The sequence below is a fragment of the Microbulbifer sp. YPW16 genome, assembly GCF_021290385.1.
GTDB classification, from domain to species: Bacteria; Pseudomonadota; Gammaproteobacteria; order Pseudomonadales; family Cellvibrionaceae; genus Microbulbifer; species Microbulbifer zhoushanensis.
Map to the genome: position 1 here is coordinate 2315571 of NZ_CP089928.1, position 25097 is coordinate 2340667.

Annotated in this window: 26 protein-coding genes; 7 read left to right on the top strand and 19 right to left on the bottom strand. The window is 61.9% G+C overall.

What is annotated here, in order from left to right:
• Positions 1-157: 157 nt before the first annotated feature.
• Positions 158-853: a DUF4124 domain-containing protein gene (locus LVE68_RS09815; protein ID WP_232940086.1), complete on the bottom strand. Its 696-nt coding sequence runs from the start codon at positions 851-853 to the stop codon at positions 158-160.
• Between the two features lie 129 nt (positions 854-982).
• A complete protein-coding gene (glnA, locus tag LVE68_RS09820; protein WP_232940087.1) occupies positions 983-2389 on the bottom strand; it encodes a glutamate--ammonia ligase in 1407 nt (468 codons plus the stop codon).
• A gap of 390 nt (positions 2390-2779) precedes the next feature.
• On the opposite strand from glnA, the gene thiI reads away from it, so the two are divergent.
• Both thiI and typA read left to right on the top strand, forming a co-directional pair.
• Positions 2780-4252 carry a tRNA uracil 4-sulfurtransferase ThiI gene (gene thiI, locus LVE68_RS09825; protein ID WP_232940088.1) on the top strand — a complete coding sequence of 491 codons (1473 nt, stop codon included), beginning with the start codon at positions 2780-2782 and terminating at the stop codon, positions 4250-4252.
• Between the two features lie 230 nt (positions 4253-4482).
• Positions 4483-6291 (top strand): translational GTPase TypA, encoded by a 1809-nt coding sequence (gene typA, locus LVE68_RS09830; RefSeq protein WP_232940089.1) that lies wholly within the window; start codon positions 4483-4485, stop codon positions 6289-6291.
• 147 nt (positions 6292-6438) lie between these two features.
• Here the strand turns inward: typA and LVE68_RS09835 are convergent, their stop codons facing one another.
• Complete coding sequence (locus LVE68_RS09835; protein WP_232940090.1) at positions 6439-6960, bottom strand: macro domain-containing protein; 522 nt, start codon at positions 6958-6960, stop codon at positions 6439-6441.
• 240 nt (positions 6961-7200) lie between these two features.
• Here LVE68_RS09835 and LVE68_RS09840 point away from each other — a divergent pair, with 240 nt between their 5' ends.
• Complete coding sequence (locus LVE68_RS09840) at positions 7201-8274, top strand: GGDEF domain-containing protein (RefSeq protein WP_232940091.1); 1074 nt, start codon at positions 7201-7203, stop codon at positions 8272-8274.
• A gap of 57 nt (positions 8275-8331) precedes the next feature.
• Here the strand turns inward: LVE68_RS09840 and LVE68_RS09845 are convergent, their stop codons facing one another.
• From LVE68_RS09845 to LVE68_RS09895, 11 genes are all read right to left on the bottom strand, one after another.
• Positions 8332-9108: an outer membrane protein gene (locus LVE68_RS09845; protein ID WP_232940092.1), complete on the bottom strand. Its 777-nt coding sequence runs from the start codon at positions 9106-9108 to the stop codon at positions 8332-8334.
• Between the two features lie 311 nt (positions 9109-9419).
• Positions 9420-10193, bottom strand: a complete 774-nt coding sequence (locus LVE68_RS09850) for an outer membrane beta-barrel protein (protein ID WP_232940094.1) — start codon at positions 10191-10193, stop codon at positions 9420-9422.
• A gap of 215 nt (positions 10194-10408) precedes the next feature.
• Entirely contained in the window at positions 10409-11164 is a 756-nt protein-coding gene (locus LVE68_RS09855) for a VIT1/CCC1 transporter family protein (protein ID WP_232940096.1), read from the bottom strand.
• Positions 11165-11248: 84 nt separating this feature from the next.
• Positions 11249-12181 (bottom strand): phytanoyl-CoA dioxygenase family protein, encoded by a 933-nt coding sequence (locus LVE68_RS09860; RefSeq protein WP_232940098.1) that lies wholly within the window; start codon positions 12179-12181, stop codon positions 11249-11251.
• A gap of 301 nt (positions 12182-12482) precedes the next feature.
• Entirely contained in the window at positions 12483-13262 is a 780-nt protein-coding gene (locus LVE68_RS09865) for a hypothetical protein (protein WP_232940100.1), read from the bottom strand.
• A gap of 28 nt (positions 13263-13290) precedes the next feature.
• Positions 13291-14442 carry a PQQ-dependent sugar dehydrogenase gene (locus LVE68_RS09870; protein ID WP_232940101.1) on the bottom strand — a complete coding sequence of 384 codons (1152 nt, stop codon included), beginning with the start codon at positions 14440-14442 and terminating at the stop codon, positions 13291-13293.
• Between the two features lie 175 nt (positions 14443-14617).
• Positions 14618-16528, bottom strand: coding sequence for a DUF885 domain-containing protein (locus LVE68_RS09875; protein WP_232940102.1), 1911 nt, complete (start codon positions 16526-16528; stop codon positions 14618-14620).
• A gap of 133 nt (positions 16529-16661) precedes the next feature.
• Entirely contained in the window at positions 16662-17165 is a 504-nt protein-coding gene (locus LVE68_RS09880; protein ID WP_232940103.1) for an MgtC/SapB family protein, read from the bottom strand.
• Positions 17158-18000, bottom strand: coding sequence for a mechanosensitive ion channel family protein (locus LVE68_RS09885; RefSeq protein WP_232940104.1), 843 nt, complete (start codon positions 17998-18000; stop codon positions 17158-17160). The genes LVE68_RS09880 and LVE68_RS09885 overlap by 8 nt, the downstream gene beginning before the upstream one ends.
• An 84-nt stretch (positions 18001-18084) precedes the next feature.
• Complete coding sequence (locus tag LVE68_RS09890; protein WP_232940105.1) at positions 18085-18678, bottom strand: DNA-3-methyladenine glycosylase I; 594 nt, start codon at positions 18676-18678, stop codon at positions 18085-18087.
• A 186-nt stretch (positions 18679-18864) separates the two neighbouring features.
• Positions 18865-19896 carry an SDR family oxidoreductase gene (locus LVE68_RS09895; RefSeq protein WP_232940106.1) on the bottom strand — a complete coding sequence of 344 codons (1032 nt, stop codon included), beginning with the start codon at positions 19894-19896 and terminating at the stop codon, positions 18865-18867.
• Positions 19897-20074: 178 nt separating this feature from the next.
• Here LVE68_RS09895 and dtd point away from each other — a divergent pair, with 178 nt between their 5' ends.
• A complete protein-coding gene (dtd, locus tag LVE68_RS09900; RefSeq protein WP_232940107.1) occupies positions 20075-20512 on the top strand; it encodes a D-aminoacyl-tRNA deacylase in 438 nt (145 codons plus the stop codon).
• On the opposite strand, the gene LVE68_RS09905 is transcribed toward dtd, so the two are convergent.
• Positions 20395-21603 carry an aminopeptidase gene (locus tag LVE68_RS09905; protein WP_232940108.1) on the bottom strand — a complete coding sequence of 403 codons (1209 nt, stop codon included), beginning with the start codon at positions 21601-21603 and terminating at the stop codon, positions 20395-20397. The two genes, dtd and LVE68_RS09905, sit on opposite strands and share 118 nt — an antisense overlap.
• A 55-nt stretch (positions 21604-21658) precedes the next feature.
• Between LVE68_RS09905 and LVE68_RS09910 the strand changes: the two genes are divergently transcribed.
• The 3 genes from LVE68_RS09910 to LVE68_RS09920 all read left to right on the top strand — a co-directional run bounded on the left by LVE68_RS09910 (position 21659) and on the right by LVE68_RS09920 (position 22594).
• The gene (locus LVE68_RS09910; protein ID WP_232940109.1) at positions 21659-21889 is read left to right on the top strand and encodes a hypothetical protein; all 231 of its coding nucleotides are present in this window, start codon (positions 21659-21661) and stop codon (positions 21887-21889) included.
• 115 nt (positions 21890-22004) lie between these two features.
• Positions 22005-22133, top strand: coding sequence for a DUF3149 domain-containing protein (locus LVE68_RS09915; protein WP_232940110.1), 129 nt, complete (start codon positions 22005-22007; stop codon positions 22131-22133).
• Between the two features lie 98 nt (positions 22134-22231).
• A complete protein-coding gene (locus tag LVE68_RS09920; protein ID WP_232940111.1) occupies positions 22232-22594 on the top strand; it encodes an MliC family protein in 363 nt (120 codons plus the stop codon).
• A 13-nt stretch (positions 22595-22607) separates the two neighbouring features.
• On the opposite strand, the gene LVE68_RS09925 is transcribed toward LVE68_RS09920, so the two are convergent.
• From LVE68_RS09925 to tatA, 4 genes are read right to left on the bottom strand one after another with little or no spacing between them, the layout of a single operon-like run.
• On the bottom strand, positions 22608-23408 hold the full coding sequence (locus LVE68_RS09925; RefSeq protein WP_232940112.1) for an esterase/lipase family protein: 801 nt from the start codon (positions 23406-23408) through the stop codon (positions 22608-22610).
• Positions 23401-24141 (bottom strand): twin-arginine translocase subunit TatC, encoded by a 741-nt coding sequence (tatC, locus tag LVE68_RS09930; RefSeq protein WP_232940113.1) that lies wholly within the window; start codon positions 24139-24141, stop codon positions 23401-23403. The genes LVE68_RS09925 and tatC overlap by 8 nt, the downstream gene beginning before the upstream one ends.
• The gene (gene tatB / locus LVE68_RS09935; RefSeq protein WP_232940114.1) at positions 24138-24698 is read right to left on the bottom strand and encodes a Sec-independent protein translocase protein TatB; all 561 of its coding nucleotides are present in this window, start codon (positions 24696-24698) and stop codon (positions 24138-24140) included. The genes tatC and tatB overlap by 4 nt, the downstream gene beginning before the upstream one ends.
• A gap of 15 nt (positions 24699-24713) precedes the next feature.
• A complete protein-coding gene (gene tatA / locus LVE68_RS09940) occupies positions 24714-24983 on the bottom strand; it encodes a twin-arginine translocase TatA/TatE family subunit (protein WP_232940115.1) in 270 nt (89 codons plus the stop codon).
• Positions 24984-25097: the final 114 nt, after the last annotated feature.

Genomic DNA, 25097 nt, shown 5'->3' on the forward strand with positions numbered 1-25097 from the left:
ATAGTGAGTGCGGTGAGTTCCGGGGGCAGGCAGGCAATAGCCAGCCCCCGAGCGCACCATTGTGGTGCATAGATCAAAAAAACGCCAGTGCAGGCGCATCATTTTGGTGTGGAAGTGCGCCCGCCCGGTCAGCCGGGCGGGAGAAAGCGGGCCGCCTTCAGTTGCGGGAGCGCCGGGACTGGCTGGTTGACTGGGGCACGCCCGGCGCCGTGGGTGCCTGGGGCGCGGGCACCGCCTGCGGGGAGGGGTTGTCCGGCAGGGTGCCGCCCGGGCGCTTGACGAAGATGGTGATGGGCTGGGAGCGCGCCAGCACCTGGCCGTCGGGATCGGTAAGCACGGCCTGGATATCGTGAGTGCCCCGCTCCAGTGCGGAGATATCCAGGCTGTTGCCACTGGAACTGCCCTGCCACGGCCGGCCGTCGACTACGGCGAAAAAGCGGTAACCGCCGGGAGGCGCCGGGTCGATGGCCACCCGCAAGACGATCAAGCGCTGTCCCGGGGGAATGGTGGCGCCACTCTGGGGACTGACGATGGCGAAGTTGATAGGGCCCAGGGGCCTGTCGCGTTCGCGCCGGTCATTGGGTGACAGCTTGCGCGTGGGCATGGGGCGCGGCCGCACGATCGGCTGCACGTTGGTGGGAGCCAGCCTGATACGTTCCGCCTTGCCGTCTTCCGGCGGTACATCGGTGAAGGTCACCTTACCATCCGGGCCCACGGTCTTGTAGATCGCCTTGCCGTCGCTGGCGTCATCTTCCCCCGAACCGCCCGCCAGCGCCCCGGCAGTGGCGAACATGAGGGCCGCTGCGGCAAAGGTTGCGACGACAGCGCCGGTGATGGTGTGGTATCTGCGCATTGGCACTCCTGCCTCCGGCATGCCCGCAAAATGGCGGGGCTTCATTAGGTGAAGGCTAGTTTACCCCCAATAAAAAAGCCCGTACCAGACGGTACGGGCTTTCTTGACACGCGGATTGCGTGAGGGCGCCTATACGGAGTAGTACATGTCGAACTCGACCGGGTGAGTGGTCATGTTCAGGCGCTCCACTTCCTCACGCTTCAGCTCGATGTAGGCATCGATGGCGTCGTCGGAGAATACGCCGCCCTCGGTCAGGAAGGCGCGGTCCGCGTCCAGGGCATCCAGGGCCATTTCCAGGCTGGAGGCAACGGTCGGGTACTCGGCCACTTCTTCCGCCGGCAGGTCGTACAGGTCCTTGTCAGCCGGGTCGCCGGGGTGGATCTTGTTCTTGATGCCGTCCAGGCCGGCCATCAGCATGGCGGCGAACACCAGGTACGGGTTGGCGGTCGGGTCCGGGAAGCGGGCCTCGATGCGCTTGCCTTTCGGGGAGGCAACGTACGGAATGCGGATGGACGCAGAGCGGTTGCGCGCGGAGTAAGCCAGGATCACCGGCGCCTCGAAGCCCGGTACCAGGCGCTTGTAGGAGTTGGTCGAGGCGTTGGCGAACGCGTTGATGGCGCGCGCATGCTTAATGACACCACCGATGTAGTACAGGGCGGTCTCGGACAGGCCGGAATAGCCGTCACCGGCAAACTGGTTCACGCCGTCCTTGCTGAAGGACATGTGGATGTGCATGCCGGAACCGTTGTCGCCTACCAGCGGCTTGGGCATGAAGGTGGCAGTCTTGCCGTAGGCGTGCGCAACATTGTGCACCGCGTACTTGAGGATCTGCACCTCGTCCGCCTTCTTGGTCAGGGTGTTGGCGCCAACGCCGATTTCACACTGGCCAGCGGTACCCACTTCGTGGTGGTGCACTTCAACGTGCAGGCCCATCTGCTCCATGGCGGAACACATGGCGGCACGCACGTCGTGCAGTGAGTCGACCGGCGGTACCGGGAAGTAACCGCCCTTGACGCCCGGGCGGTGGCCGATATTGCCTTCCGGGTGCGGCATGCTGGAGGACCAGGCCGCTTCCTCGGAGTTGATCTTGTAGAAGGCACCGCCCATCTCGGCACCCCAGGTGATGTCGTCGAATACGAAGAACTCGGGCTCCGGGCCGAACAGCGCGGTGTCGCCCAGGCCAGTGGACTTCAGGTATTCCTCGGCGCGCAGGGCGATGGAACGCGGGTCGCGCTCGTAACCCTGGCCGGTGGACGGCTCGACGATGTTGCAGCGCACGATCACAGTGGGCTCATCGGTGAACGGGTCCAGGAAAGAGGCCTCGTCATCCGGCATCAGGATCATGTCGGACTCGTTGATGCCTTTCCAGCCGGCGATGGAGGAGCCGTCGAACATCTTGCCCTCTTCGAAGAACTCGCCGTCGACTTCGGAAGTCGGCAGGGAGACGTGCTGCTCCTTACCCTTGGAATCGGTAAAGCGCAGGTCTACCCATTTGGCTTCACTCTCTTTAATCAAACCGAGCGTATTCGCTGACATTGCTGTCCTCCAGGTCTTGAAAGTTTGTAGGTCGCTGAACGTTAACCCTTGGTGAGGCTCGACTCTTTAGCGACGGCGTACTGTTCGTGGTCAGTACTGAAGCAAGGAGTGTGCCAAATTGGGGCAATTGGGCCGGAGCCACGGGCACCGGGGTCCAGGGCACGGATTGGGCGCCGCCCTGAGCAAAATAGACGCAAACTGGCGCGCCGGCCACCAATCTGCGCACCAAAATGGCACGAATTGGGACCCTGGCGCACAAATTCAGTGCAGCACAATATTCAACATTGCGCCAGTCACCCCCAACTGCTCCCCGGCCCGGTGAATTTACAGCCAGACTGTTTATAATTCCGTGCTCATCATCAACCTGCGGTACCCGGTCAACAACTCATCATGCACTTTGTCGTCAAGTTCTTCCCCGAGATCACCATCAAGAGCAACCCGGTGCGCAAGCGCATGTCGCGGCAGCTCAAGGACAACCTGCGCATCATGCTGCATCGGCTCGATGACCGCATCAAGGTGCTGAAGGACTGGGAAAAGATAGAGGTGATTGCACCGGATGCCGTCTCGCACCTGGCGGACCGCATCGAGGAGGTACTGGCACACACCCCCGGTATCGCCAACTTCGCCCGGGTGCGCCAGTACCCCCTTGGTGATTTCCACGACATCTATGAGAAGACCCTGTCCGTGTGGGGCGACAAGCTGGACGGCAAGACTTTCTGTGTGCGGGTCAAGCGCAGCGGCAAGCACGACTTCCAGTCCCTGGATGTAGAGCAGTACGTGGGTGGCGGCCTGAACAAGAACACCGGGGCCGCCGGGGTCAAGCTGAAGGACCCGGATATCACCGTGCGCCTGGAGATCCGCCACGACAAGCTCAACGTGGTGGAGCAACAGCACGCCGGCCTGGGCGGCTTCCCCATGGGTACCCAGGACCCGGTCCTGTCGCTGGTTTCCGGTGGCTTCGACTCCACCGTGTCCAGCTACCTGACCATGAAACGCGGCATCCGCACCCACTTCCTGTTCTTCAACCTTGGGGGGCGCGACCACGAACTGGGCGTCAAGGAAGTGGCCTACTACCTGTGGAACCGCTACAGCTCATCGCACCGGGTAAAGTTCATCACCGTGCCCTTCGACGAGGTGGTAGCCGAGATACTGCAGAATGTGGACGACTCCCATATGGGCGTGATCCTCAAGCGCATGATGCTGCGCGCCGCCACGGCCATCGCCAACGAGCTGAAGGTAGACGCGGTGGTGACCGGTGAGGCCATTGCCCAGGTATCCAGCCAGACCCTCAAGAACCTGAAAGTGATCGACAGTGTCACCGACACCCTGGTGCTGCGCCCACTGATCACCAGCGACAAGGGCGACATCATCCGCACCGCGCGGGAGATCGGCACCGAGGAGTTTGCGGCCAATATGCCCGAGTATTGCGGGGTCATCTCGGTCAAGCCCACCACCCGGGCCAAGCTGTCGCGGGTGGAGGAGGAAGAGGGCCACTTCGATTTCAGTGTCCTCGACCGCGCCATCGACGAGCGTGTGCTGCAGAACATCGACAAGGTCATGGAGGATGTGACCGAAGGCGCGCCGGAGGTTGAGATCCTCGCCGAGCCCGGCGACGCGGTGGTCATCGATATCCGCCACCCGGACGAGGAGGAAGTGGACCCGCTGGAGATAGAGGGCAGCGACGTGGAGACCATTCCCTTCTACCGCCTGAACAGTGCGTTCGCCGGACTGGACCCGCAAAAGCAGTACCTGCTGTACTGCAGCCGCGGCGTGATGAGCCGCCTGCATGCCTCCCACCTGCTGGACGCCGGCTATCGCAATGTGGGCGTGCTGCGCCCGCATATCCCCCACCGGCCCGACTGAGGCAAGCCGCTTCTCCCCCTCCAAGACCCCGCCCTGGCCACAGAGCGGGGCATTCCCGGGCCAGACCGGCCAAAATTGACCACTTTTTATGCAAAAGCAGCTCGCAGTTGTCACGCTTGGCCACTATAATCGCCGCCTTTGGCCGGAGAGCCGCTGCCCGTCAGCCCCCGCCCCGATACATTTGACGCGACAGTCAGGGGACTGCGCGCTTTACCCCTCAGAGGTTCATAGTGATAGACAACCTGCGCAATATTGCGATCATCGCCCACGTAGACCACGGCAAGACCACCCTGGTGGACAAGCTGCTGCAGCAGTCCGGCACCCTGGACCGCCGCGACGAGGGCGCGGAACGCGTAATGGACTCCAACGACCAGGAGCGTGAGCGCGGCATCACCATCCTGGCCAAGAACACCGCCATCCGCTGGCACGACTACCGCATCAACATCGTCGACACCCCCGGGCACGCCGACTTCGGCGGCGAGGTGGAGCGCGTCCTGTCCATGGTGGATAGCGTGCTGTTGCTGGTGGATGCCGTGGACGGCCCCATGCCGCAGACCCGTTTCGTGACCCAGAAGGCCTTCGAGCAGGGCCTCAACCCGATCGTGGTGATCAACAAGATCGACCGCCCCGGCGCGCGCCCCGACTGGGTGATGGACCAGGTGTTCGACCTGTTCGACAGCCTCGGCGCCACCGATGAGCAGCTGGACTTCCCGGTGGTCTACGCCTCCGCCCTGAACGGCATCGCCGGCCTGGACGACACCGACATGGCCGACGACATGACGCCGCTGTTCCAGATGATCGTGGACAAGGTCGAAGCGCCGAAAGTCGACGAGAAAGGCCCGTTCCAGATGCAAGTGTCCGCACTGGACTACAACAGCTATGTGGGCGTGATCGGCGTGGGCCGTATCACCCGCGGCACCCTCAAGCCCAACCAGCAGGTAGTGGTGCTGGACCGCGAGGGCAACCAGCGCAAGGCCAAGGTACTGCAGGTGATGGGCTACCTGGGCCTGGAGCGCGTGGAAGTGGAGCAGGCCAGCGCCGGTGACATCGTCTGCATCACCGGTGTGGGCGAACTGAACATCTCCGATACCCTGTGCAACCCGGAAAACCCCGAGGCCCTGCCGGCGCTGTCCGTCGACGAGCCCACCGTGAGTATGACCTTCCAGGTGAACGACTCGCCGTTTGCCGGCCAGGACGGCAAGTTCGTCACCTCGCGCAATATCAAGGAGCGCCTGGAACAGGAGCTGATCCACAACGTGGCGCTGCGCGTGGAGCAGGGCGATTCCCCGGAAAAATTCAAGGTGTCCGGCCGCGGCGAACTGCACCTGTCGGTGCTGATCGAGACCATGCGCCGGGAAGGTTTTGAGCTGGGCGTATCCCGCCCGGAAGTGGTACAGAAAGAAGTCGACGGCGAGATCCAGGAGCCCTACGAGGAGGTGGTGGCCGACGTCGAGGAGCAGCACCAGGGTGCGGTGATGGAAGAGCTGGGCCTGCGCAAGGCAGAGCTCAAGAACATGGAGCCCGATGGCAAGGGCCGTGTGCGCCTGACCTTTATCGTGCCGTCCCGCGGCATGATCGGCTTCCGCTCACAGTTCCTGACCATGACCAGCGGCTCCGGCATCATGACCAGCATCTTCGACCACTACGGCCCGGTGAAAATGGGTGACGTGGGCAAGCGCATCAACGGTGTGATGGTCTCAATGGTCAAGGGCAAGACCCTGGCCTACGCCCTGTACACACTGCAGGACCGCGGCCGCCTGTTCCTGGGCCACGGTGAGGATATCTACGAAGGCCAGATAGTGGGTATTCACTCCCGCAACAATGACCTGGTGGTAAACCCCACCAAGGCCAAGCAGCTGACCAACGTGCGCGCCGCCGGTACGGACGAGGCCCTGACCCTGACCCCGCCGATCCGCCACACGCTGGAACAGGCACTGGAGTTTATCGAGGACGATGAGCTGGTGGAGGTGACCCCGAACCACCTGCGCCTGCGCAAGAAGATCCTGCAGGAAAACATGCGCAAGCGCGCCAAGAAGTAAGCACTCGTTAACTTCAGAGTGCAAAGAGAAAGGCGGGCCACTGGCCCGCCTTTTTCGTTTCCGCTCTCCCGCCAGGCCGCAGGCCCGCCTGTCCGCTAAATCCGGGGCCCCGCATGGACTGGCTGCAGGTAGCGGCCACCACTGCGGTCATGACGGTGTAAAGAACCTGCGCTCCACCTGCTGCCATTCAGCCAGTGCCGCAGGGGTGTGGAGGCAAACCGTAATCTGGCTAAATTCATGCGCCCGCGGGTGCAGCACTTCCAGTGCCTGGTGCGCGGCGATACTGTGCGGAAAGCGATTGGTGCCCGCCCCCAGGGCGGGAAACAGCAACGTATCTATTTTTCCCTGTCGCGCCAGGTCCAGCACACTGTGATAGCACTGGCGTAACTCGACCAGCGCCCGGGCACCCCACTGGTCGCCACTACTCCACTGTGGTGTCACCGTGTGCAACAGGTATTTCACCGGCAGGTTGTATGCGCGAGACATGCGCGCCTCGCCCACCCCGCACTCAGCGACATGCACACAGGCATCCCGCAGCGGCTCACCGCCGCGCTCGTATACCTGTGCCGACAGCCCGCGCCCGGGTATCAGGTGCTTGTGAGCCGGGCAGACCAGGGCCCCGGCACGCAAAGTCAGGATATTTCCACAAGTCAGTCTCAAGGGTTCCAAAAGTGCACAATTCCGCAGTCAAGTTGCTGTTAAAACTATAGCCGGGCTTTGGCGGCGCAAAAAATCACAATATACTCGGCGGTTTATCTAAATATTTAGATTTGCGCCATGCGCACCACGCCGCCGGATCCCGGGGTATCCTGCAACGGCGGCGCAACAACGATCACTTTAAGACATCCGGGCCATGCCGGAGTCAGCGGGCCCACAGGAGTTTTGAGGCCCGTTACACAGGAATTCCCAATGGGTTCAGGGCATCAGGACAGCACCGCACACAATCCCGCCGCCAGGTCTATGGAACTCGACCTGCGCCGGCGGGTGCAGGCCTCCGGCTATATGCTGATCTTCTCGCTCGCCATCACTGCCGCCATGGCGGTACTGGCGCTCACGGACGGCGCACTGCTGCAGTCCCTGACCCTGCTTGGTGTGACGGCACTGATCCTCGCTACCTATATCGCCATCAACCTGGTGAACCCCAGCAGCAAGACACCGGTCCTGGTCACCTGCCTGTTACTGGTCCTGTACTTCTACCTGCTGCTTTCCGGCGGCGTCAACAATACCGGCCTGATGTGGGCAGTAATGCTGGTGCCGGGTTTTATCAACCTGTTCGGTTACCGCCTTGGCACCCTGGTGCTTATGGCGGTGGGCGCCGCCACGGCTCTGGTGCTCTTCTATCCGGATTTCCCCGGGCTGGCAGCAGAGTATGACGTCGCCTATCGCGCCCGCTTTATTGCCGTGTTCGGTGCCCTGACCGCACTGACTGCGCTACTGGACAGCAGCCGGGACGAGGCGCAGAAACTGCTCAATACCCTCACCGTGGAACTCGAGAACCACGCCGCCACCGATGCGCTTACCGGTCTCGCCAACCGGCGCGAGGCCTACCGGGTTCTCCAGGAACTGGAACGGGCCGGCCAGGCGCTGGGTGTACACGCCATATTGATCGGCGACCTGGACCACTTCAAGGCACTCAATGACAGTCGCGGCCATAACTTCGGCGACCGTGTATTGAAAGACGTGGCGGCAGTGCTGAAGGGTAATACCCGTTCCGGCGACCTGGTGGCGCGCTGGGGGGGCGAGGAATTCCTGGTGCTGCTTCCCAATACAGGCACCAGCGGCGCTTCCGTGCTGGCGGAGAAGCTCCGCCAGAAGGTGGAGGCGCTGGGCCACCAGTACGAACCGCCCGCGCGCCTGTCCATGAGTTTCGGCGTCGCTGCGTCCAGTGATGGCACACAGAACCAGACTGAGCTGCTGGCCGAGGCCGATGCGCGCCTTTATCGCGCCAAGCACGCGGGTCGCAACCAGGTGGTAGTCGCCTGAAACAGCGACGCGCGGGTGTCCCCGCATACCCGCGGTCGCCCTGTCAGACGTTAGTACTCAGAAGTGCCAGCGCGCGCCGATCTCGACAATCAGGCTCTCGGTATCGATATCGAAATCAGCCGGCAACAAACGCGAGCGAACCTCGGCGTCGTCCGTTTCACGCCAGCGCAAACCGCCAAAATAGGTAAGCTCATCGGTGCACAGGTAATTGATGCCACCCATTAGCTGCCAGGCGAAGACACTATCGTCATCATCGACGATACGCACGTCCGAGGGTTTGTAGTCCACGTCCACCCAGGCATTGCCCAGGCCCGCACCGAGGTAGGGCTGCCACTGCGTCCCGGTATCGAAGTCGTAATACGCGTTGAAGAACACAAAGTCGGTACTGACATCACCCTGGCCGCCATCGACGAGCTCACCCACAGTGACACCGAGTGGCTCAAGCTGTCCGGTCAGGAGCACAGCGGCATCCACTCCGTCGATATTTGCACCGCCAACACGCACATTTTTGTGGGACTCCACGTCGTGTTCGGCCCAGGCGTACTCCACTTCAAAGCGCCACTCGCGCATGCGCCAACCGGCGGCCAGCTGGACACCCCAGCTGCTGTCGATATCCGTATCCCAGCGCAGCCGGGTGCCGCGCGGAATGACCACACCGGATGGAATCGCCACCCCCTCTCCGGTGACAAAGTCACCGGTAAAGCGGCCATCGGTATCGATATCATCCATGTCATTCCAGCTTACCGAACCACTGATATAGAAATCTTCGGCATGTGCGGAGACGGAAGCGAGGGCTGCCGCCAGTGCTGTCATAGCTAGCTTCTTGCTGATCATAATTACATCCTGTAATTGCATATTCGCCTGGAATATTTACGTGGACGCACGACCGGCGGACCTCTGTCCAGCGATAAGTGCCGTTTAAAAACCTGCAGACTTTCAGCGCGATTCTGGTTAACGCGCCATGCCGGTTCAAAACTGATCCACAGCACTCACGGGGGAAATACTCTCCCGCTTCTCTCACGATAGACCTGATTTTCAACGACAGGAGGAATGCAACACTCACTAATTAAAAACGGGCGCCACGAGCGGCAGTTGAATTCCTGCCAGCCGTGACGCCCGCAACATCGTACCGGTCTGTTTCCTGGTCAGAACTGCCAGCGGGTGCCAACTTCGGCGAGGAAACTGTCAGCGCCAATTTCAAACTCGGCCGGGAACAGGCTTGCATTCACGGACAGGTCATCAGTCTGGCGCCAGCGCAGGCCACCGAATACTTCCAGTTGTTCGCTCACGGCCAGGCTCGCACCGCCCATAAACTGGTAGGCAAGCACACTGTCGTCGTCCTCGATGATGCTGACGCCGGAGGGGCTGTAGTCCACATCAATCATTGCGTTACCGATACCGGCACCAATATATGGCGTCAACGCGGTGCCGAGGTCGAAATCGTAATAGGCATTTACGAACAGGTAATCCGCACTGATTTCCCCTTCACCTGCTGCCACCAGGTCAGCGACGGTGACACCCAGGTTGTCCTGCCGACCACTGATCAGCACCGCTGCATCTTCCCCGTCCAGTGGAATACCCGCAGCAGAAACACTCCCGTGGGAGTCAATATCGTTGTCGGCCATGGAGTACTCGGCCTCGAAACGCCACTGGTCGATTCCATAACCTACAGCAAAGGAGATCGCGGTACCGCTGTCGACACTGGTATCCCAGTTCACGCCGGTACCGGCCGGCAGGGGGGTGCCCACCGGAATATTGGTGCCTGCACCGGTGGTAAAGTCACTGGAAAAAGCGCCGGCAGTGTCTATATCGTCCAGGTCGTTGTAGCCGATATTACCGCTGATATAGATCCCTTCCGCCATGGCCGCGGTGGAAAACGCACAGCCCAGCATTGCACTAAACAAAATATTCTTACGCATTTGGTTGCTCCCCTGATCTGGTTTCGGTGCATCACTTGCTCTGGCATATCAAGTGGTGCGGGCTTGTCTACGGGGGAGCATCGAATGGCAGATTAACCGGATTCCTGCAATGGAGGGAATTTGTGAGCGGGTTTCCAGTTTCAACGAAACAATGCATGGCCGCTAATCCGGATTTGCATGGCCCCCGTAAACCCACAACTTGGCGCTGCCGTAAATTATGAGCCAGAGGTGAACTTATTGAGTAAATAACCAACCAGGAACGCCAGCAGTGCCGCGCTGCCCCCAAGCAGTAGCGTGCGCCCCCCGGCGCTCAGCAGCGAACTACCATTGACGAAGCCCTTGCCCACGCCCACGGCAAAAAAAGCGAGTCCTGACAGCCCGGCACTCAGGTAAAACCGCACTGGTTCTGCCAACCCGGGCAAAAGAAAGGGCACCAGCGGCACGGCACCAACCAGCAGGAATGCGAAAAAGGTGACAATGGAAGAACGCAATGGGCTGGCCCGCGTCGGGCTGATGCCATGTTCCTCGGTCAACATGGTTTCCACCCACAGCTTCCGGTCGCGACAGATCGTGGACACGATTTCCTCAAGTGTCGCATCGCGAAAACCCTTGGCGGCGAAGATCTGGCGAATTTCCTCGCGCTCCCCCTCCGGCACCAGGTCTATATGCCGCTCTTCCGTGCGGCGAATGGCAAATTCGTGGTCGAGCTGCGCCTGTATCGCCTCATAGTTGCTGACCGCCATACTGAAGCCGTCCGCCAGCAGGTTGGCAAAGCCCATGATTATCACCACGATTGAAGGGAAGCCGGCGCCATAGGCGCCGGATACAATCGCAAAGGTAGTGACGCACCCGTCGATAGCGCCCAGCACAAAATCCCCGAGTGTTGGCGGGCGCGAGGGCTCGCGCAATCGCCGGGCGATATTTTCTGGGCGATGCTGGCGCCGCAGGGCTTGTCTGCCCGGCTCATCCATTTCGGTAACCTTCCCTTCTGCCCAGCGGGCCGATGTAAGGCAGTTTAGCTTTTTACTATCGACCCGTTTGTGGCCTGTCCGGGATCAGGCAGCGAGGTTCACCGGCGCCGTGTCCCGGTTACTGAGAAAGTCCGGGCGCGGTTCCTGCCCACCAAATGGCGCGCGAGGCCGGTTATGTACGCTGTTGTAGACGCACATCATCACTTGTCGCGGATTGCTGGAAATATTGTCGGGGGAACCATGCAGGAGGTTGCATTCATGGATCACCAGCGTACCGGGCCGGCCCGTGATGGCGCGAATTTCCCGGTCGCGAAGAATTTCATTCATGGTATCAGGCTGTGGCACGCCGAGTTTCTGTTGTCGCAGGGAAGTTTTATAGTTGTCCCTGCCGGTCCGGCCCCTGCAGGAGATAAACAGGTGGTGGGAGCCCGGGACTACATAGAGTGGGCCGTTGTGGTCGTGGTTTTCACTGAGCATGATCCACGCGGTAAGTGCCCGCATACGCGGCATGCCATCCTCCACGTGCCAGGTTTCAAAATCCGAGTGCCAGGCAAACGATCTGCCGGTATAGGCCGGCTTGTTATTAACCCGCGATTGCATCAAGTAGACATCTGAGCCAAGCAGCTGCTGCACCATGGGCAGTATTTTCGGATGCCGGAAAAATTCGTTCGCCACTGAGCTGAAGCGGCAGGGATTGAAGATTGTGCGGAGTTCCTTGCCCTGGGGTTCAAACACAAGCTCTTCACGCCCCGCCAGTGAATGCTGCATTCGCACCACTTCTTCCTGCAATGGTTCTACCATTTCGGGCATAAAATCCGGAAAAACCAGATAACCGTTTTTTTCGTACTGGGCCAGCTGCATCTGATTGAGGGGATTACTGGTATCCGGCGCCTGATTATGGAAAACCACCGGATCCTGTCGGGGGATGATTTGTTCCCTGCCGCCAATGCGCGAAGGGTACAGATCACCAGTCATAGGCATTCTTCCTCCTGTGATTAATTCTATCAGTGCACACATTGTCCCGGATGGGCAAACACCATGCGGTATTTTGTCGGGGAAATGTGGCCTGAACGGCCTGCCGCAGTGGGCAGCAACCGCCAGGTGGTGACGGGTCCCATGGATGGACTCGCTGCACCAGTGTGAATTACCCTGCATTGCGCAGGGCAGGAAACACGGTGCCTGTTCAGCGGGCGCAAAACTTAATGGTTCCGGCGTTTTGTTGTCAAGCTGTTGCTGGCGGAAGAGGGAGGTGGGGGCCGTAACATAGTGGGGGGCCACCCGCGCACAAACTTTTTTGCACACGGGTGGGCAGTGCGGTTTATTCGCGCACGATAAAGCTCACCCGGTCCACGCCGGTATTACCGGTACGCTCGTCGAATGCATAGACCCGTAATTCGTAAACACCCGGTTCTTCGGGGGCCAGGGAAGCGGCAAAAGTATTGTCAGTATCGGTCATCGCCAACGGAATAGTCCGGTAGGCCTTGCCGTCTTTCTTGACCAGCGCCGCCACCTCCATCTTGCTGCCGTCCCAGAGTCCGCCATCGGTAATCGGGCAACCACACATCATTACCACATTGGCGCGAATCTCGAACGGGGCTTCTGCCATGGTGGTATAGCGATGGGTCTGCGGGCTGAGAATGTCCACTACCATGCCGGGAATCTCGATCACCAGCCCGTCACCGTCAATCGACTTGCCAGGCACCAGCCAGGTCTGGGTGGTGGCAAGCACCCGCGCCTGCTTCTTGATATAGGGCGCCAGTACCTCGACGGTGACGAATACCGGCTCCTCGATATCCAGTTCGGCGCGGAAGGCCGCGGCCCCTTCGCCTATCTCCTGGTAGCGGGAATGTGGCTGGCGCATGATGATGTCGGTATTACCGGTACTGCCGCTGGTTATGCCTTCAGCCAGGATGGTGCCGCTCTCGGCATCACGGATCCTTACCGAGGCGCCACCGATCGACGAGCCAATAAACTTTGCGTCCTTGGCCCGGGCACGCACCACCACCTCGGTCGGCTCCGCCTGCACGGCGGCAATATCGCCAAGCAGGAATACCAGCCCGAGACAAAACAGCGGGAATATTTTTGCCATTTTCTTCATGGGGAGTTTCTCCAGGTTCAGCACGGGCTCAGTTCTCTACCGGCTCGAGACGAAAGAGGCCGCCATCGGGCAGGTCGTTCAGCAGGTAAATATAGCCATCCCGGCCCTGGCGCACATCGCGGATACGGCCCAGATCACCTTCAATCAGGGTCTCGGTGGACTGCACATCGTCACCCTGCAGCACCACACGCAGCAGTTTTTCACTGCCCAGGCCGCCGGCCAGTAGATTGCCGCGCCACCTGGGGAAACGATCACTGTCCACAGCCGCCAGGCCCGAGGGGGCAAAGCGACCGCTGTAGATATGCCGCGCCTCGCGCATGCCGGGCATGCTGGCCTTGCCAATCGGCGCCTTCGAGCTGTATTCCTTGCTGCGGGTGGCCTCCGGCCAACCGTAGTTTACGCCGGGCTCGATCAGGTTCAGCTCGTCCCCGGTGCGGGCCGCATGCTCGCTGGCCCAGATTCGGCCATCGGCACCCACTGCCAGCCCCTGGATGTTGCGGTTGCCGTAGCTGAAGATTTCATCGTGGCCTTCTTCCTTCCCGGCAAAGGGGTTATCGGCTGGCGCGCCACCGGTCTCGGTCAGGCGCAGCACACTGCCGGCGTGGTCATTGATATCCTGAGCGCGGGAGCGGTCCACACCACGATCGCCAATGGTCATCAACAGGGTGCCATCCTTGCGCCAGGCCAGCCGGGAGCCGTAGTGGCGGCCCGGGGAAGAGAAGCGGTCCTGCACAAAGAGCTCTTTGACATCGACCAGGGCGCCGTCACCCAGCCGCGCACGGGCCAGCGCGGTCGCGGTGCCGTCGTCGCCGGGCTTGGAGAAAGTCATGTACACCCAGTCGTGCTCACCGTCGCCGTATCCTGGGTGCAGCACTACGTCCAGTAAGCCACCCTGGCCCATGGCCGAGACTTCCGGCACGCCATCGATGTAGCTGACCTCATCACCGTCCACCAGTGCCAGGCGACCGCCGCGCTCAGTCACCAGGAAACGTCCGTCGGGCAGTTGTGCGACACCCCAGGGATGCTTGAATCCCCCTGCCAGTTTCACGATCCGGAAATCATGCTCCTCTGATTGCACGTTTTCCTCGACAACTTCCGCAGCATTGGCGGCTGTGGCAAAGGCCCCACACAGGGCGAGCGTGCGGGCCAGTCTCCGCACCGCGTTCAGCAGGTCTGTCATGGTGTACTCCTCACCGTCATCTTTTTCTATTGGCCCGATGCTACTGCCCCCATCGCAAGAACACAAAGCGGGCCGGCAATCGCCGGGTACAAAAAAGCCGGGCAGCGCCCGGCTCCTGGATCAACTGGATCCTTTGTTACCGTCCCTGCCGATACGACAGGAAACGGCGGCAAGATCAGCTGCCCTTGGTTTCCTCGATCCAGCGATTCACACGCTCTTCCAGCATCGGCAGGGGCAGTGCGCCGCCGCCAAGCACGGTGTCGTGGAAGCCCCGGATATCGAACTTGTCGCCAAGCTCCTGCTTCGCTTTCTCGCGCAGCTCCTGGATCTTCAGCATGCCGATCTTGTAGGAAGTGGCCTGGCCCGGCAGGGTCAGGTAGCGGCGCACTTCGGAGCGCACCGCACCTTCCGGGATGGCAGAGTTTTCCAGGAAGTATTCCACCGCCTGGTCCTGGCTCCAGCCCTTGGAGTGCATACCGGTATCCACCACCAGGCGAATCGCGCGCCACATTTCCGCGGTCAGGCGGCCGAAGTCCTTATAGGGGTCCTCGAACTGGCCCATTTCCTTGGAGAGTGTCTCGGAATACAGCGCCCAACCCTCGATATACGGGGTAAAGTGGGCCTGGGTGCGGAATTGCGGGATACCTTCCAGCTCCTGGGCGATGGAGATCTGCATATGGTGACCGGGGCTGCCCTCGTGATAGGTCACGGTTTCCATGTCAGTGGTGGACAACGCGCTCATATCGGCCATGTGCACATAGTAAACACCCGGGCGCGAGCCGTCCGGGGTACCGGATTGGTAGTGCTGCGCACCGCCCGGCACTTCACGGAAGGGCTCGACGCGCTTCACCACCAGGTCCGCCTTGGGCAGGATGCCGAAGTACTCCGGCAGTTTCTCCTTGATATCGGCGAGGAAGCCACGGGTCTCTTCCAGGTAACCCTCGCGCCCCTCATCGGTGTTCGGGTAGTAGAACTGGTCGTCGGTGCGGATAAAGGTGAAGAACTCCTGCAGGTTGCCGTCGAAGTTCACCTGCTCCTTGATTCCCTCCATTTCCTTGCGGATCCGCGCCACCTCGTCCAGGCCGATCTGGTGTACCTCGTCTGCCGTCAGCGGCAGGGTGGTGTAATAGGCCAGGCGGTTGTTGTAGTAGGCATCACCGTCGGGCAGGCTGGAAACACCCTGCGGTTCCTCATCGGCATTAACGCGGTCTTTTTCCAGCCAGGCAATGTAGGCATCGTAGGATGGCTTGAACTCTTCTTTCAGGGCGCTTTCCACCTGGTCCAGCAGCGCCGACGCTTTTTCGCCATCGATCTTGCCGGCTTCTTTCAGGCCCTCGATCTTGCCTTTGGCGTCCGCAAACAGAGGCGCATCTTCCTCGCCAGCGAAGGGCTGGCCGGTGATGACATTGTTGGCGCGCTTGATCGCCAGGTCGTAGGCGAACTGCGGCGGGCGGATATCCTTGCTGGCGGAGAGCTGGGCGCGCTCCAGCAGCTGGCCCAGGGCACGGGAGACACCGCCGATACGGGCGATGTAGGCATCCATGTCCTCGACCGTGTCCACCTTGTGCTGGTTGATCAGGAAGGTGGGCAGGGAGGCCTCGGGGCCGTACAGTTCGCTGGCGAAGTAGGCGTGGTTCCAGAAGGGCTTGTTGGCCTTGGCCTGCTCGTACTGGAAAATCCACAGGTCGTAGGATTCCTTGCCGGCGGTGCTCAGGCTGTCGTAGTCGAACTTTTCCTTCAGCTCCTCGACGGTCTTGGCCTTCCATTCCAGCTCGCGCTCACTGGCGGCCAGGCTCATATCGTCAATCTGGTCGTAGAGTTCCTTGCGGCCCAGGTAGCTGAGCTGCATGGGGCTGAACTGGAGCTCCTCCTCGAAGCGCTCATCCAGCCACTCGGTCAGGCGCGCTGTTTCCGCCGCCGGGTCGGTCGCCTTGTCACCAGCGGGGGCCGCGGCCTCGGACACCTGGGCGCTCTGCGCCTGTTGTGCGGCATCGGCGGCCTGGTTCGGGTCTTCCCCCTGGCACCCGGAAAGGATCGCCAGCGCCAGCAGGCTGGGAATAAATGGGCTGTTCAGATTGCTTCGCATCTCTTTGCCTCGGTTAATTTTTAAACAGAAAAACGCCCAATACTTTGCCATGCTTTGGCATCGTAGTCGACGCAGGACAGGTTATTTTCAGGCAGGCTCCCGGCCCCGTGCGGCAGGCTGACGAGCCCTCCGCTCAGCCGTCGCCGGGTTCGGCCTCACCGGCGATCGTCCGCCGGCGGCGCCAGCGCCGGTAGCGGGTATGCACACCGCGGGTAAACAGGGACGAATACTCTTCCAGAATATCCACCCCGAGGAGCACGAACAGCACCAGCCCGGCCAGGACCACCGCAGTGCCCGGCGCGCCGAAACCAATCAGGGTGCCTATGGCCGCCTGGACCCAGATGGTGGCCGCGGAGGTGACTCCCACCACCACACCGTCGCGCGCCAGCATCACGCCGGCGCCGAGGAAACCGATACCGGTAATGACCTGCCCCAGTACTCGCGCCCGGTCGGGCCCGCCTCCCAGTGATACCGCCAGAGCGGTGAAGGCATAGGTGCCCAGCACAATCAGGATCGAGGTACGGATACCGACCGGTTTACCGCGCAACTGTCGCTCCAGGCCGATGGCTCCCGCACACAGCATGGCGGTCAGGACACCGCCCCAGTCGAGCGGGGCGATGGTGAGCCAGTCACTCATGCTCGATCTTCTCCAGCGGTTGCCGGGCCACCTGGTTCACAATATGCAGCTCGCGCTGCGGGAAGGGAATCGACAGGCCTTCCGCCTCCAGGGCCGGCTTCAGCTTGGCCATCAGTGACCAGTAGACATCCCAGTACTCTTCAGTGCGTGTCCAGGCGCGCATGTGCAGATTCACCGAGCTGTCCGCCAGCGCGCGCACGGCAAACGCGGGCTCGGGTTCCGGTAGCAGGCGCTCTTCCTCGGCCACCAGCCGGCGCAGCACCTCGATGCCCTTATCGATGCTGTCGCCATAGGCGATGCTGGCAATGATCTCGATACGGCGGGTGGCGTTGCGGCTGAAGTTGGTCAGGGTCTGGCCCCAGACATTGCTGTTGGGAGCGGAAATACTCAGGCCGTCCACGGTATCCAGCTGGGTGGTAAACAGGCCCACTTCCTTGACCGTGCCCAGGATGTCGCCGAACTGGATAAAGTCGCCGACGCGGAAGGGACGCAGGCCCAGCAGGATAAAGCCCGCAGCAATATTCTGCAGGGTGTCCTTGAGCGCCAGGCCGACGGCGATACCCGCCGCACCCAGCAGGGCCACGACGCTGGTGGTATTCACCCCGAAGCGCCCCAGCACCATCAGCAGGCCGATAATGTACACAGTCCATGCGGCCATATTGGCGAGCACGGGGATCAGCAGCGCATCCAGCTTACCGCTCAGGCGCTTTACGCCCCGGCGCGCGAGCCGGGCGGCGATCGCGGTGGCGACCAGGATCAGGATCGCCGCGCCGAGATTCAGTGCCAGCGCCATCAGCTGCGGCCAGTACTCTTCCAGCAGTGCGTTGAAGTCCATCAGTCTCTCCCTGGATAAGTATTCAAGAAAAGGAGCATACGTTAATCGGTGCAGTCACTGCACGCCCGCGTTATGCCCCCTGGCCTACAGCAGGCCCTTACGCCGCGCCTCGTCGAGGCAGGGCTGGCGCGCGGGGCAGCCCAGCAGGTGATCATTAACCATACCCGTGGCCTGCATATGGGCGTACATGATGGTGGAACCAACAAAACTGAAGCCGGCCTTTTTCAGGGCCCTGCTCATGGCATCGGACTCCGGCGTGGTGGCTGGCACCTCGGCCAGGGTGCGAAAATCATTGACGATCACACGCCCATCGGTGAACTGCCAGAGGAATTCCGACAGGGTGGTACCACACTCGTGCAGCTCCAGGTAAGCCCGGGCATTCTTCACCGCTGCCTCCACCTTGCGCCGGTTGCGGATAATGCCCGGGTCCTGCAGCAGTTGCTCGATTTTCCTGTCGGAATAGCGGGCAATCTTCCCCGCATCGAAACCGTCAAACGCCGCACGGTAATTCTCCCGCTTGTTCAGCACGGTGATCCAGGATAACCCCGCCTGCGCGCCCTCGAGGATCAGGAACTCGAACAGCAGCTGGTCATCGACGACCGGGCGCCCCCATTCCTCATCGTGGTACCTCTGGTACAGGGGTGTGGAAAGGCACCAGTCACAGCGTTGGTCTTGCATGGTTCTACTGTCTCAAAAAAGCGCGTTTGCCGGGACCGGGTTTTGTGAATCCAGGCCAACGCGGGTTCGCGGCCATGGCCCGCCGCTGCAATTACGCGTGATCTATGGATTTACTGCGCACCGGTGAAGAAGTAGTGCTGGATCAGCTGCAATACCAACAGCGTCATCACCAGGATAAAGACAATATTATTGCGATTCATAAATTACCCCTTGTTGGAGTTGCAGCAGCCCCTGCTCAACGAGCCAGTCGCGACTCTCGGCCAGCATCTGCCCGAGTTCGACATCAGTGGTGTAGCCCAGTTCGCGCCGCGCCCTGTCGCTGCTGGCGACCACACGACGGGTCAGCATTGCCGCCTTTTCCGGTGTCACCGCCGGCTCGCGCCTGGTGATGCGCGAAACCCAGTCGTTGCAGCGGGCCAGCGCGCGGATTGCCAGGGCCGGTGTGGTGCGCCGCGGTTCCGGCTTGCCCACCAGCCGCGCAATCTGGCCAAAGAATTCCAGGAAGGTCGCATCGGTGCCGGCGAGGATATAGTTCTCACCACAGCGGCCGCGGTGCCAGGCGCTGATATGCGCTCGCGCCACCTCGCCCGCGTAGCAGAAGGAACCCGCACCCGGCGGCACCCCCGGCAACCGGTCCTGCGCGATCATGAAGAAAGTCTGTGCCCAGCTGCTGGTGTCGTACTTACCGACGATACCGCAGGGGTTCAGGAAGAGCGCATCCAGTCCACGACCGATTTCCTCACGCACCACCTGCTCGGCCCGCTTCTTGGTATACAGGTAGTGATGGCGCGGGTCATCCGCCAGCTGCGGGCTCGCCTCGGTGATTTTCTCGCGGTGGTAGCCATAGGCGGAAATGGAGCTGGTCACCACCATACGGCCCACTCCCTTCTCCCGCGCCACCCGGGCGATGTTGGCCGACCCCACCACATTGTCCCGCCATTGCTGTGCGTTGCCACCCCGCCACATATTGGTATTGGCGGCCACATGGAATAGCGCGTCGATCCCCGCCGGTACCGCCGCGCGCAGGGAGTCGATGTCCCCCAGGGCGGCCGGCACCAGTGTGACCCCGGCCCGCTCGACCAACCGGGTGTCAGAGCCTTCCCGATGCATCGCCGTCACCTGCCAGCCATCGGCCAGTAACTGTTCGACCAGGTTGGCACCGAGGAAGCCGGTACCGCCGGTGACAAAGGCATGCAGGCCTTGCTCTTTATTATTCACTTGCACTCCAGGATTGCCGGCAACTCGCCGCTGCCGTTCAGTAGCATTCGGGTGGCCAGTGCCACCACACTCCTATTTCAAGTTTGCACATACCCTGCTTGCGGTTTTGCCCGCGCAGGCAGTCGTTTAATCTATGGTATTTCCCCAACCCGATCCACAGCACCAGGAGAAGCGAGCAATGAAGGGCCTGATCCAACGGGTAAGCCATGCGAGAGTCGAAGTCGGCGGCGAGGTGGTGGGGGCTATCGATCGCGGCCTGCTGCTGTTGCTGGGCGTGGAGGGACGGGATGACCGGGCCAGTGCCGACAAGCTGTTGCACAAGGTGTTGCATTACCGCGTATTCGGCGATGACGAGGGCCGCATGAACCTGAACGTACAGCAGGCCGGCGGAGGGCTGCTGGTGGTAAGCCAGTTCACCCTGGTGGCCGAGACGGCAAAGGGGCTGCGGCCCAGCTTCAGCCGCGGTGCCAGTCCACAGCAGGCAGAGGAGCTGTACGACTACTTCGTCGGGCGGGCCCGCGACCAGTTGGCGCCGGTGTCCAGCGGTGTGTTCGCCGCCGACATGCAGGTCTCGCTGTTGAACGATGGCCCGGTGACGTTCCTGCTGGAGACCTGAGCGGCGGCGTCCAGCGCATCCAGCTCCCGCTCCCGCTCCTCCTTGTCCCGCTCGCCCAGTCGCTCGGTGGCCTCGTAGAACGCCTCCCAGCTGCCGGAGCGCCGGTACAGCTCCTCGAACGCCGGCACCCGCGACTGGTATTCCGCCGCCAGCGCCAGGGTGGCGTTGTTGGTCTTGTCGATATAGGCCTGGTAAAGCGCGGGATTGGGCCAGTCCGCTGACATTTCCCGGTAGCAGGCACGCAGCTGCGCCAGCACGGCCTCCTTGCGGGTGCGCATGGTGCCCTTGGCCAGGCCCGACTCGTACAGATCTTCCAGCTGTTTGCGGGCGGTGGTCATCAGCTGGCGTACTGCCTGCGCCTGGGCGGTGCGGTCCGGGGCCGGGCCGGTCAGGCCCTGGCGCCGGCGCCAGTCCGGCAGTGCCAGGCGGGAGACGGCAGTGGCAAAGCTCTCGTTGAACTTCGTATCGTTGGCGATATAGACCCGCCGGTGAGCCAGCTCGTGGAACAGCAGCCCCGCCAGGCGATCCTCGGGCCATTTGACGAAGCTCGACAGCACCGGGTCGTCGAACCAGCCCAGCGTGCTGTAGGCGGGCACCGGGCCCAGGTATACGTCATACCCCTCATTGCTCAGCTGCTTCCCCTTGGCGACGGCATCTTCCTTGTCGAAATAACCGCGGTAGCTGGCGCAGCCGGCAATGGGGTAACACCAGCGCTTGGGATCCAGGGAGAACTCCGGCGCCGCCAGTACGTTCCACAGCGGGTAGTCACTGTCGAGCTTGACGTAGTCCCCGTAGGCGCCCCCCACCGGCAGCCCCAGCTCGCCGCTGGCGTACCAGCGGATCGACTGCACCAGCCGCAGCCGCTGCTGCAGTGTGGCATCGGTATCACCGGCGTCGATCACCCGCTCGAGGGGCTCGCGTGCGGCGAGGATGCCCAGCTGCCCCACGGCCGCCTGGGTGTAATAGGACGCGGTCTCGCAACCGGCCAGCGGCAGGGAAAACACAAACAACGCCAGCAACGCCGGCACAACCCGGCGGCGAAACGGTAGCCCCGGAATACGGGGCCGTTGGCGCGGCAGCCTGATGTACACTCACTAATACCCGATTTAGTTCTGGTTTCCGTCGTTCCTGACCGAGGACAGAGGCATGGAGCCCGTCGCCGCGGTACTGACAGTTTTCGGCATCGTATTCGCCGCCCTGGCCTGGCTGCGCCTGCTGGCAGTGAGCTTCCGCGCGCACCCGGCAATGGGCTTTATCGCGGTATTACTGCCGCCGCTGGCGTTGCTGTGCCTGGTCCCCCGCTGGCGCCAGGAGCGCGAGCTGTTCCTGCTGGCACTGGCGGCGCTGGTCTTCTCCAGCATAGCCACTGTTTTCTGATCACTTCCGGCTGCAGGCCCCGGCAAACCGGCCCCGCCCTTGATCCAGGTCAATAGAACCCCTCCGCCGCCGCATAAACTGGCCACCAGTCAGATGTGATAGCGAGGAACCAGAAATGGACGCACTGATCGACCTGTTCACCAGCTTTTCCGGCCTGCTGAGCCTGGGCATTATCGGCTTTATCCTGCTTATGGGCGCCTTTATCACCCGCATGGCACTGCGCAATATGAACGAGGGCAAGTGAGCCGGGAGACACCGCGGGGGCGGTAATTGCGTCGCCGGTGGAATTTTTCCGGATTCACAGGCTCAAAGTCAGCGTTGTTGAATTCGGAAGTGTCTCTTATGAACCGCGCAATCGCCGCCATGTCAGCCTGTCTCACCCTGCTTGTGGGCGCCTGTGACCGCGGATCCCATATCATGAGGGGCGAGGTCGACTCGCTCATGTACCTCTGTGACCAGGGCGCGGAGCTCGCGGTGCGCTACCTGACCCCGTCACAGGGCCCGGCCACAGCAACCCTCACTTACGACAACAAGCTGATTACCATGCACCAGGAGCCCGCGGCCTCCGGAGTGCTGTTCGTGGCCGACAAGGGCTATCCGGACTACCGCTGGCACACCAAGGGACAGGAGGGCATGCTGGTGCTCTACTCCTCCAACGACAAGGACGGCAATGTCCTGCTGGGTGGCTGCACCACCCCCGACTGAACGCCGCGCACCGTCAGTGGCCACAGGCGTACTCACGCGCCGACTCACCGACAAAATAACCCCGCCACAGGAATCTCAGTGACTGCTCTATCACCTCGGCATCACGCATGATCGCGCCGTGGGTCAGCGGCACCACGTAAAACGCGCACATCCCCTCCACCTTCGCACTCTCCACACGGATACGGCCATCATCCGGGCCCTCGAGGATCGCCGAGGCGAACGGGTTGAGGCTGCGATCGCCGGTGATCACCCCCAACTCGAAGCGTACCGGGCCCATCTGCAGCGGCAGGCTGTTGTCGCCGGTGCCCATCTGCCGGCCCGCGGGACCGTTCACATCCTTGATCCAGGGAATATGGTCCAGCCAGTCACCCACGCGGCTGCCCTGGTTGGGTGGCGCCAGCATCACCACACGGTCGATACCGGAGACGGGCCGGTCCTGGAAGTAATAGCGGACCAGCAGTCCGCCCATGGAGTGGGTGACGAAGTTCACCGGCGCCGCCCCCGCCTGCCGGCACTGCGCCAGCCCCTCATCCACGGCGGTGGCGGCCAGTTCCTGGATCGGCTTCTGTCGCGACGGGTAGCCGATATTGACCACGTGAAAACCGGCCTCGCCGAGGCGCTGCGCCAGCGGCACCATACTGCTGGCGTCCTTGGTCAGGCCGTGCAGCAGGATCACGCATTCCTGCCCCGCCAGTGCCGGGCGCCAGGACAGCACGAGGGCCAGCGCAAGCAGGAGAACAATAAGTGGGGAGCGGGGGGCAGCGCGGGCTGCCCCGGCGGGAACACGGGTGTTGGCGTGGCCCGCCTCAGGCATGCTCTTCCCGGTCACGGGCCTTGATCCAGCGGCCGAAGAAGATGCCTACCTCGAACAGCAGCCACATGGGCACCGCCAGCAGTGACTGGGAGATGACATCCGGCGGGGTCAACAGCATCCCGACCAGGAAGCAGCCGACAATCACATAGGGCCGCTTACTGGCCAGGGTTTTGGCGTCCACCGCGCCGCTCCAGATCAGCAGCAGGGTGGCGATGGGAATCTCGAATGCGAAGCCGAAGGCGAAAAACAGTTTCAGCACCAGGTCCAGGTATGCGCGTATATCCGGCATTACCTTGATGTCGGCGTGCGCGGAGCTGACAAAGAAATCGAACAGGATCGGGAACACCACGTAATAGGCGAAAGCCATGCCGGCGTAGAACAGCACGATACTGCTCACCAGCAGCGGCACGGCCAGGCGCTTCTCGTTTTTGTACAGGCCCGGCGCGATGAAGGCCCAGGCCTGGTACAGCACAAACGGCACCGAGATAAAAAACGCCAGCACAAACGTGGTCTTGAAAGGTGTCAGGAAGGTGGACGTGACCTCGGTGGCAATCATGCCAGCACCGCCCTCGGTGAGGCGCGCCTGCAGCGGCTCGGCCACGTAATCGTAGATCTCCGCGGCGAAGGGCACCATACAGGCGAATAACACCACCACCACCATGAAGACTTTCAGCAGGCGGTCGCGCAGCTCGATCAGGTGGTCGATAAAAGGCTGGTTCTGTTGCTCGCTCATGAATGGTTATCTTTACCCTTGCCCTTGGCGGCTTCCGCTTCTGCAGCGGCTTCCTCCGCCGCTTCCTGCTCCAGCCTGGCCAGGTTGTCCGGGTGGTCCTCGACCAGGTCCGGATCGCCATAATCGTGCCAGTGCTCGGGGTACTCCGGGTCCTGCAGGTCCTCGGCGTCCTCGTCCTGCTCGGGCAGGTAGTCTTCCGCGTCCGCGCTGGGATGGGCCGGATCGTGCGCTGCCGGCTCCCCGTGCCGGGTGCCTTCCGCCGCGGGTTCTGCCGCAATATCGCCGGCAATGGATTCGGCCGGCTCGGCGATGGCCTGCTCTACCTCGCGACGGCTCTCCTCCAGCTCGCGCATGATGCGCTCGTTGTGCAGCTCGCGGCGGATTTCATCGGCGCCCACCTCGCGCTCCAGCTCGTCCTTGGCGCTCTGCAGCGTGCGCTTGAAGCCCGACCACCAGCGCGCGGTGGTGCGCACCGCATCCGGCAGGCGCTCGGGTCCCACTACCAGCAAGCCCACAACGCCCACCAGCAGGAGTTCAAAGAAGCCGATATCAAACACGCGCCGGCGCTCCCGTTACTTGTGCTGGGATTGGTTGTCTTTGTCCTTGACGGATTCACCGGTGGTGGAGGACTTCTTCTCGTCCTCACCCAGGCGACCGGGCTCCCCGGTCTCGTCCTCGAACTCCTCGTCCTTCTTGTCCTCGTCCTTGATCGCCTTCTTGAAGCCCTTGATGGCCCCGCCCAGGTCACCGCCGAGGTTTTTCAGGCGCTTGGTGCCGAACAGCAGCAACACGATTACCAGAACAATCAGCAACTGCCAGATACTAATACCGCCAAAACCCATAACTTTCTCCTGATAATCACTTTGCAACCGGGCCAGGTGTTCCGGTGCGGGTTTTTGTGGTGGGCGGCGCCATCGCCGCCCCTTTGCTTATTCTATTCCCTGCGCATCCAGATG

Bases quoted from the DNA above. Each gene is read 5' to 3' on its own strand.
- LVE68_RS09815 (WP_232940086.1), bottom strand. From the start codon at position 853: ATGCGCAGATACCACACCATCACCGGCGCTGTCGTCGCAACCTTTGCC.
- glnA (WP_232940087.1), bottom strand. From the start codon at position 2,389: ATGTCAGCGAATACGCTCGGTTTGATTAAAGAGAGTGAAGCCAAATGG.
- thiI (WP_232940088.1), top strand. From the start codon at position 2,780: ATGCACTTTGTCGTCAAGTTCTTCCCCGAGATCACCATCAAGAGCAAC.
- LVE68_RS09840 (WP_232940091.1), top strand. From the start codon at position 7,201: ATGGGTTCAGGGCATCAGGACAGCACCGCACACAATCCCGCCGCCAGG.
- LVE68_RS09845 (WP_232940092.1), bottom strand. From the start codon at position 9,108: ATGATCAGCAAGAAGCTAGCTATGACAGCACTGGCGGCAGCCCTCGCT.
- LVE68_RS09850 (WP_232940094.1), bottom strand. From the start codon at position 10,193: ATGCGTAAGAATATTTTGTTTAGTGCAATGCTGGGCTGTGCGTTTTCC.
- LVE68_RS09855 (WP_232940096.1), bottom strand. From the start codon at position 11,164: ATGGATGAGCCGGGCAGACAAGCCCTGCGGCGCCAGCATCGCCCAGAA.
- LVE68_RS09860 (WP_232940098.1), bottom strand. From the start codon at position 12,181: ATGTGTGCACTGATAGAATTAATCACAGGAGGAAGAATGCCTATGACT.
- LVE68_RS09865 (WP_232940100.1), bottom strand. From the start codon at position 13,262: ATGAAGAAAATGGCAAAAATATTCCCGCTGTTTTGTCTCGGGCTGGTA.
- LVE68_RS09870 (WP_232940101.1), bottom strand. From the start codon at position 14,442: ATGACAGACCTGCTGAACGCGGTGCGGAGACTGGCCCGCACGCTCGCC.
- LVE68_RS09875 (WP_232940102.1), bottom strand. From the start codon at position 16,528: ATGCGAAGCAATCTGAACAGCCCATTTATTCCCAGCCTGCTGGCGCTG.
- LVE68_RS09880 (WP_232940103.1), bottom strand. From the start codon at position 17,165: ATGAGTGACTGGCTCACCATCGCCCCGCTCGACTGGGGCGGTGTCCTG.
- LVE68_RS09885 (WP_232940104.1), bottom strand. From the start codon at position 18,000: ATGGACTTCAACGCACTGCTGGAAGAGTACTGGCCGCAGCTGATGGCG.
- LVE68_RS09890 (WP_232940105.1), bottom strand. From the start codon at position 18,678: ATGCAAGACCAACGCTGTGACTGGTGCCTTTCCACACCCCTGTACCAG.
- dtd (WP_232940107.1), top strand. From the start codon at position 20,075: ATGAAGGGCCTGATCCAACGGGTAAGCCATGCGAGAGTCGAAGTCGGC.
- LVE68_RS09910 (WP_232940109.1), top strand. From the start codon at position 21,659: ATGGAGCCCGTCGCCGCGGTACTGACAGTTTTCGGCATCGTATTCGCC.
- LVE68_RS09915 (WP_232940110.1), top strand. From the start codon at position 22,005: ATGGACGCACTGATCGACCTGTTCACCAGCTTTTCCGGCCTGCTGAGC.
- LVE68_RS09920 (WP_232940111.1), top strand. From the start codon at position 22,232: ATGAACCGCGCAATCGCCGCCATGTCAGCCTGTCTCACCCTGCTTGTG.
- LVE68_RS09925 (WP_232940112.1), bottom strand. From the start codon at position 23,408: ATGCCTGAGGCGGGCCACGCCAACACCCGTGTTCCCGCCGGGGCAGCC.
- tatC (WP_232940113.1), bottom strand. From the start codon at position 24,141: ATGAGCGAGCAACAGAACCAGCCTTTTATCGACCACCTGATCGAGCTG.
- tatA (WP_232940115.1), bottom strand. From the start codon at position 24,983: ATGGGTTTTGGCGGTATTAGTATCTGGCAGTTGCTGATTGTTCTGGTA.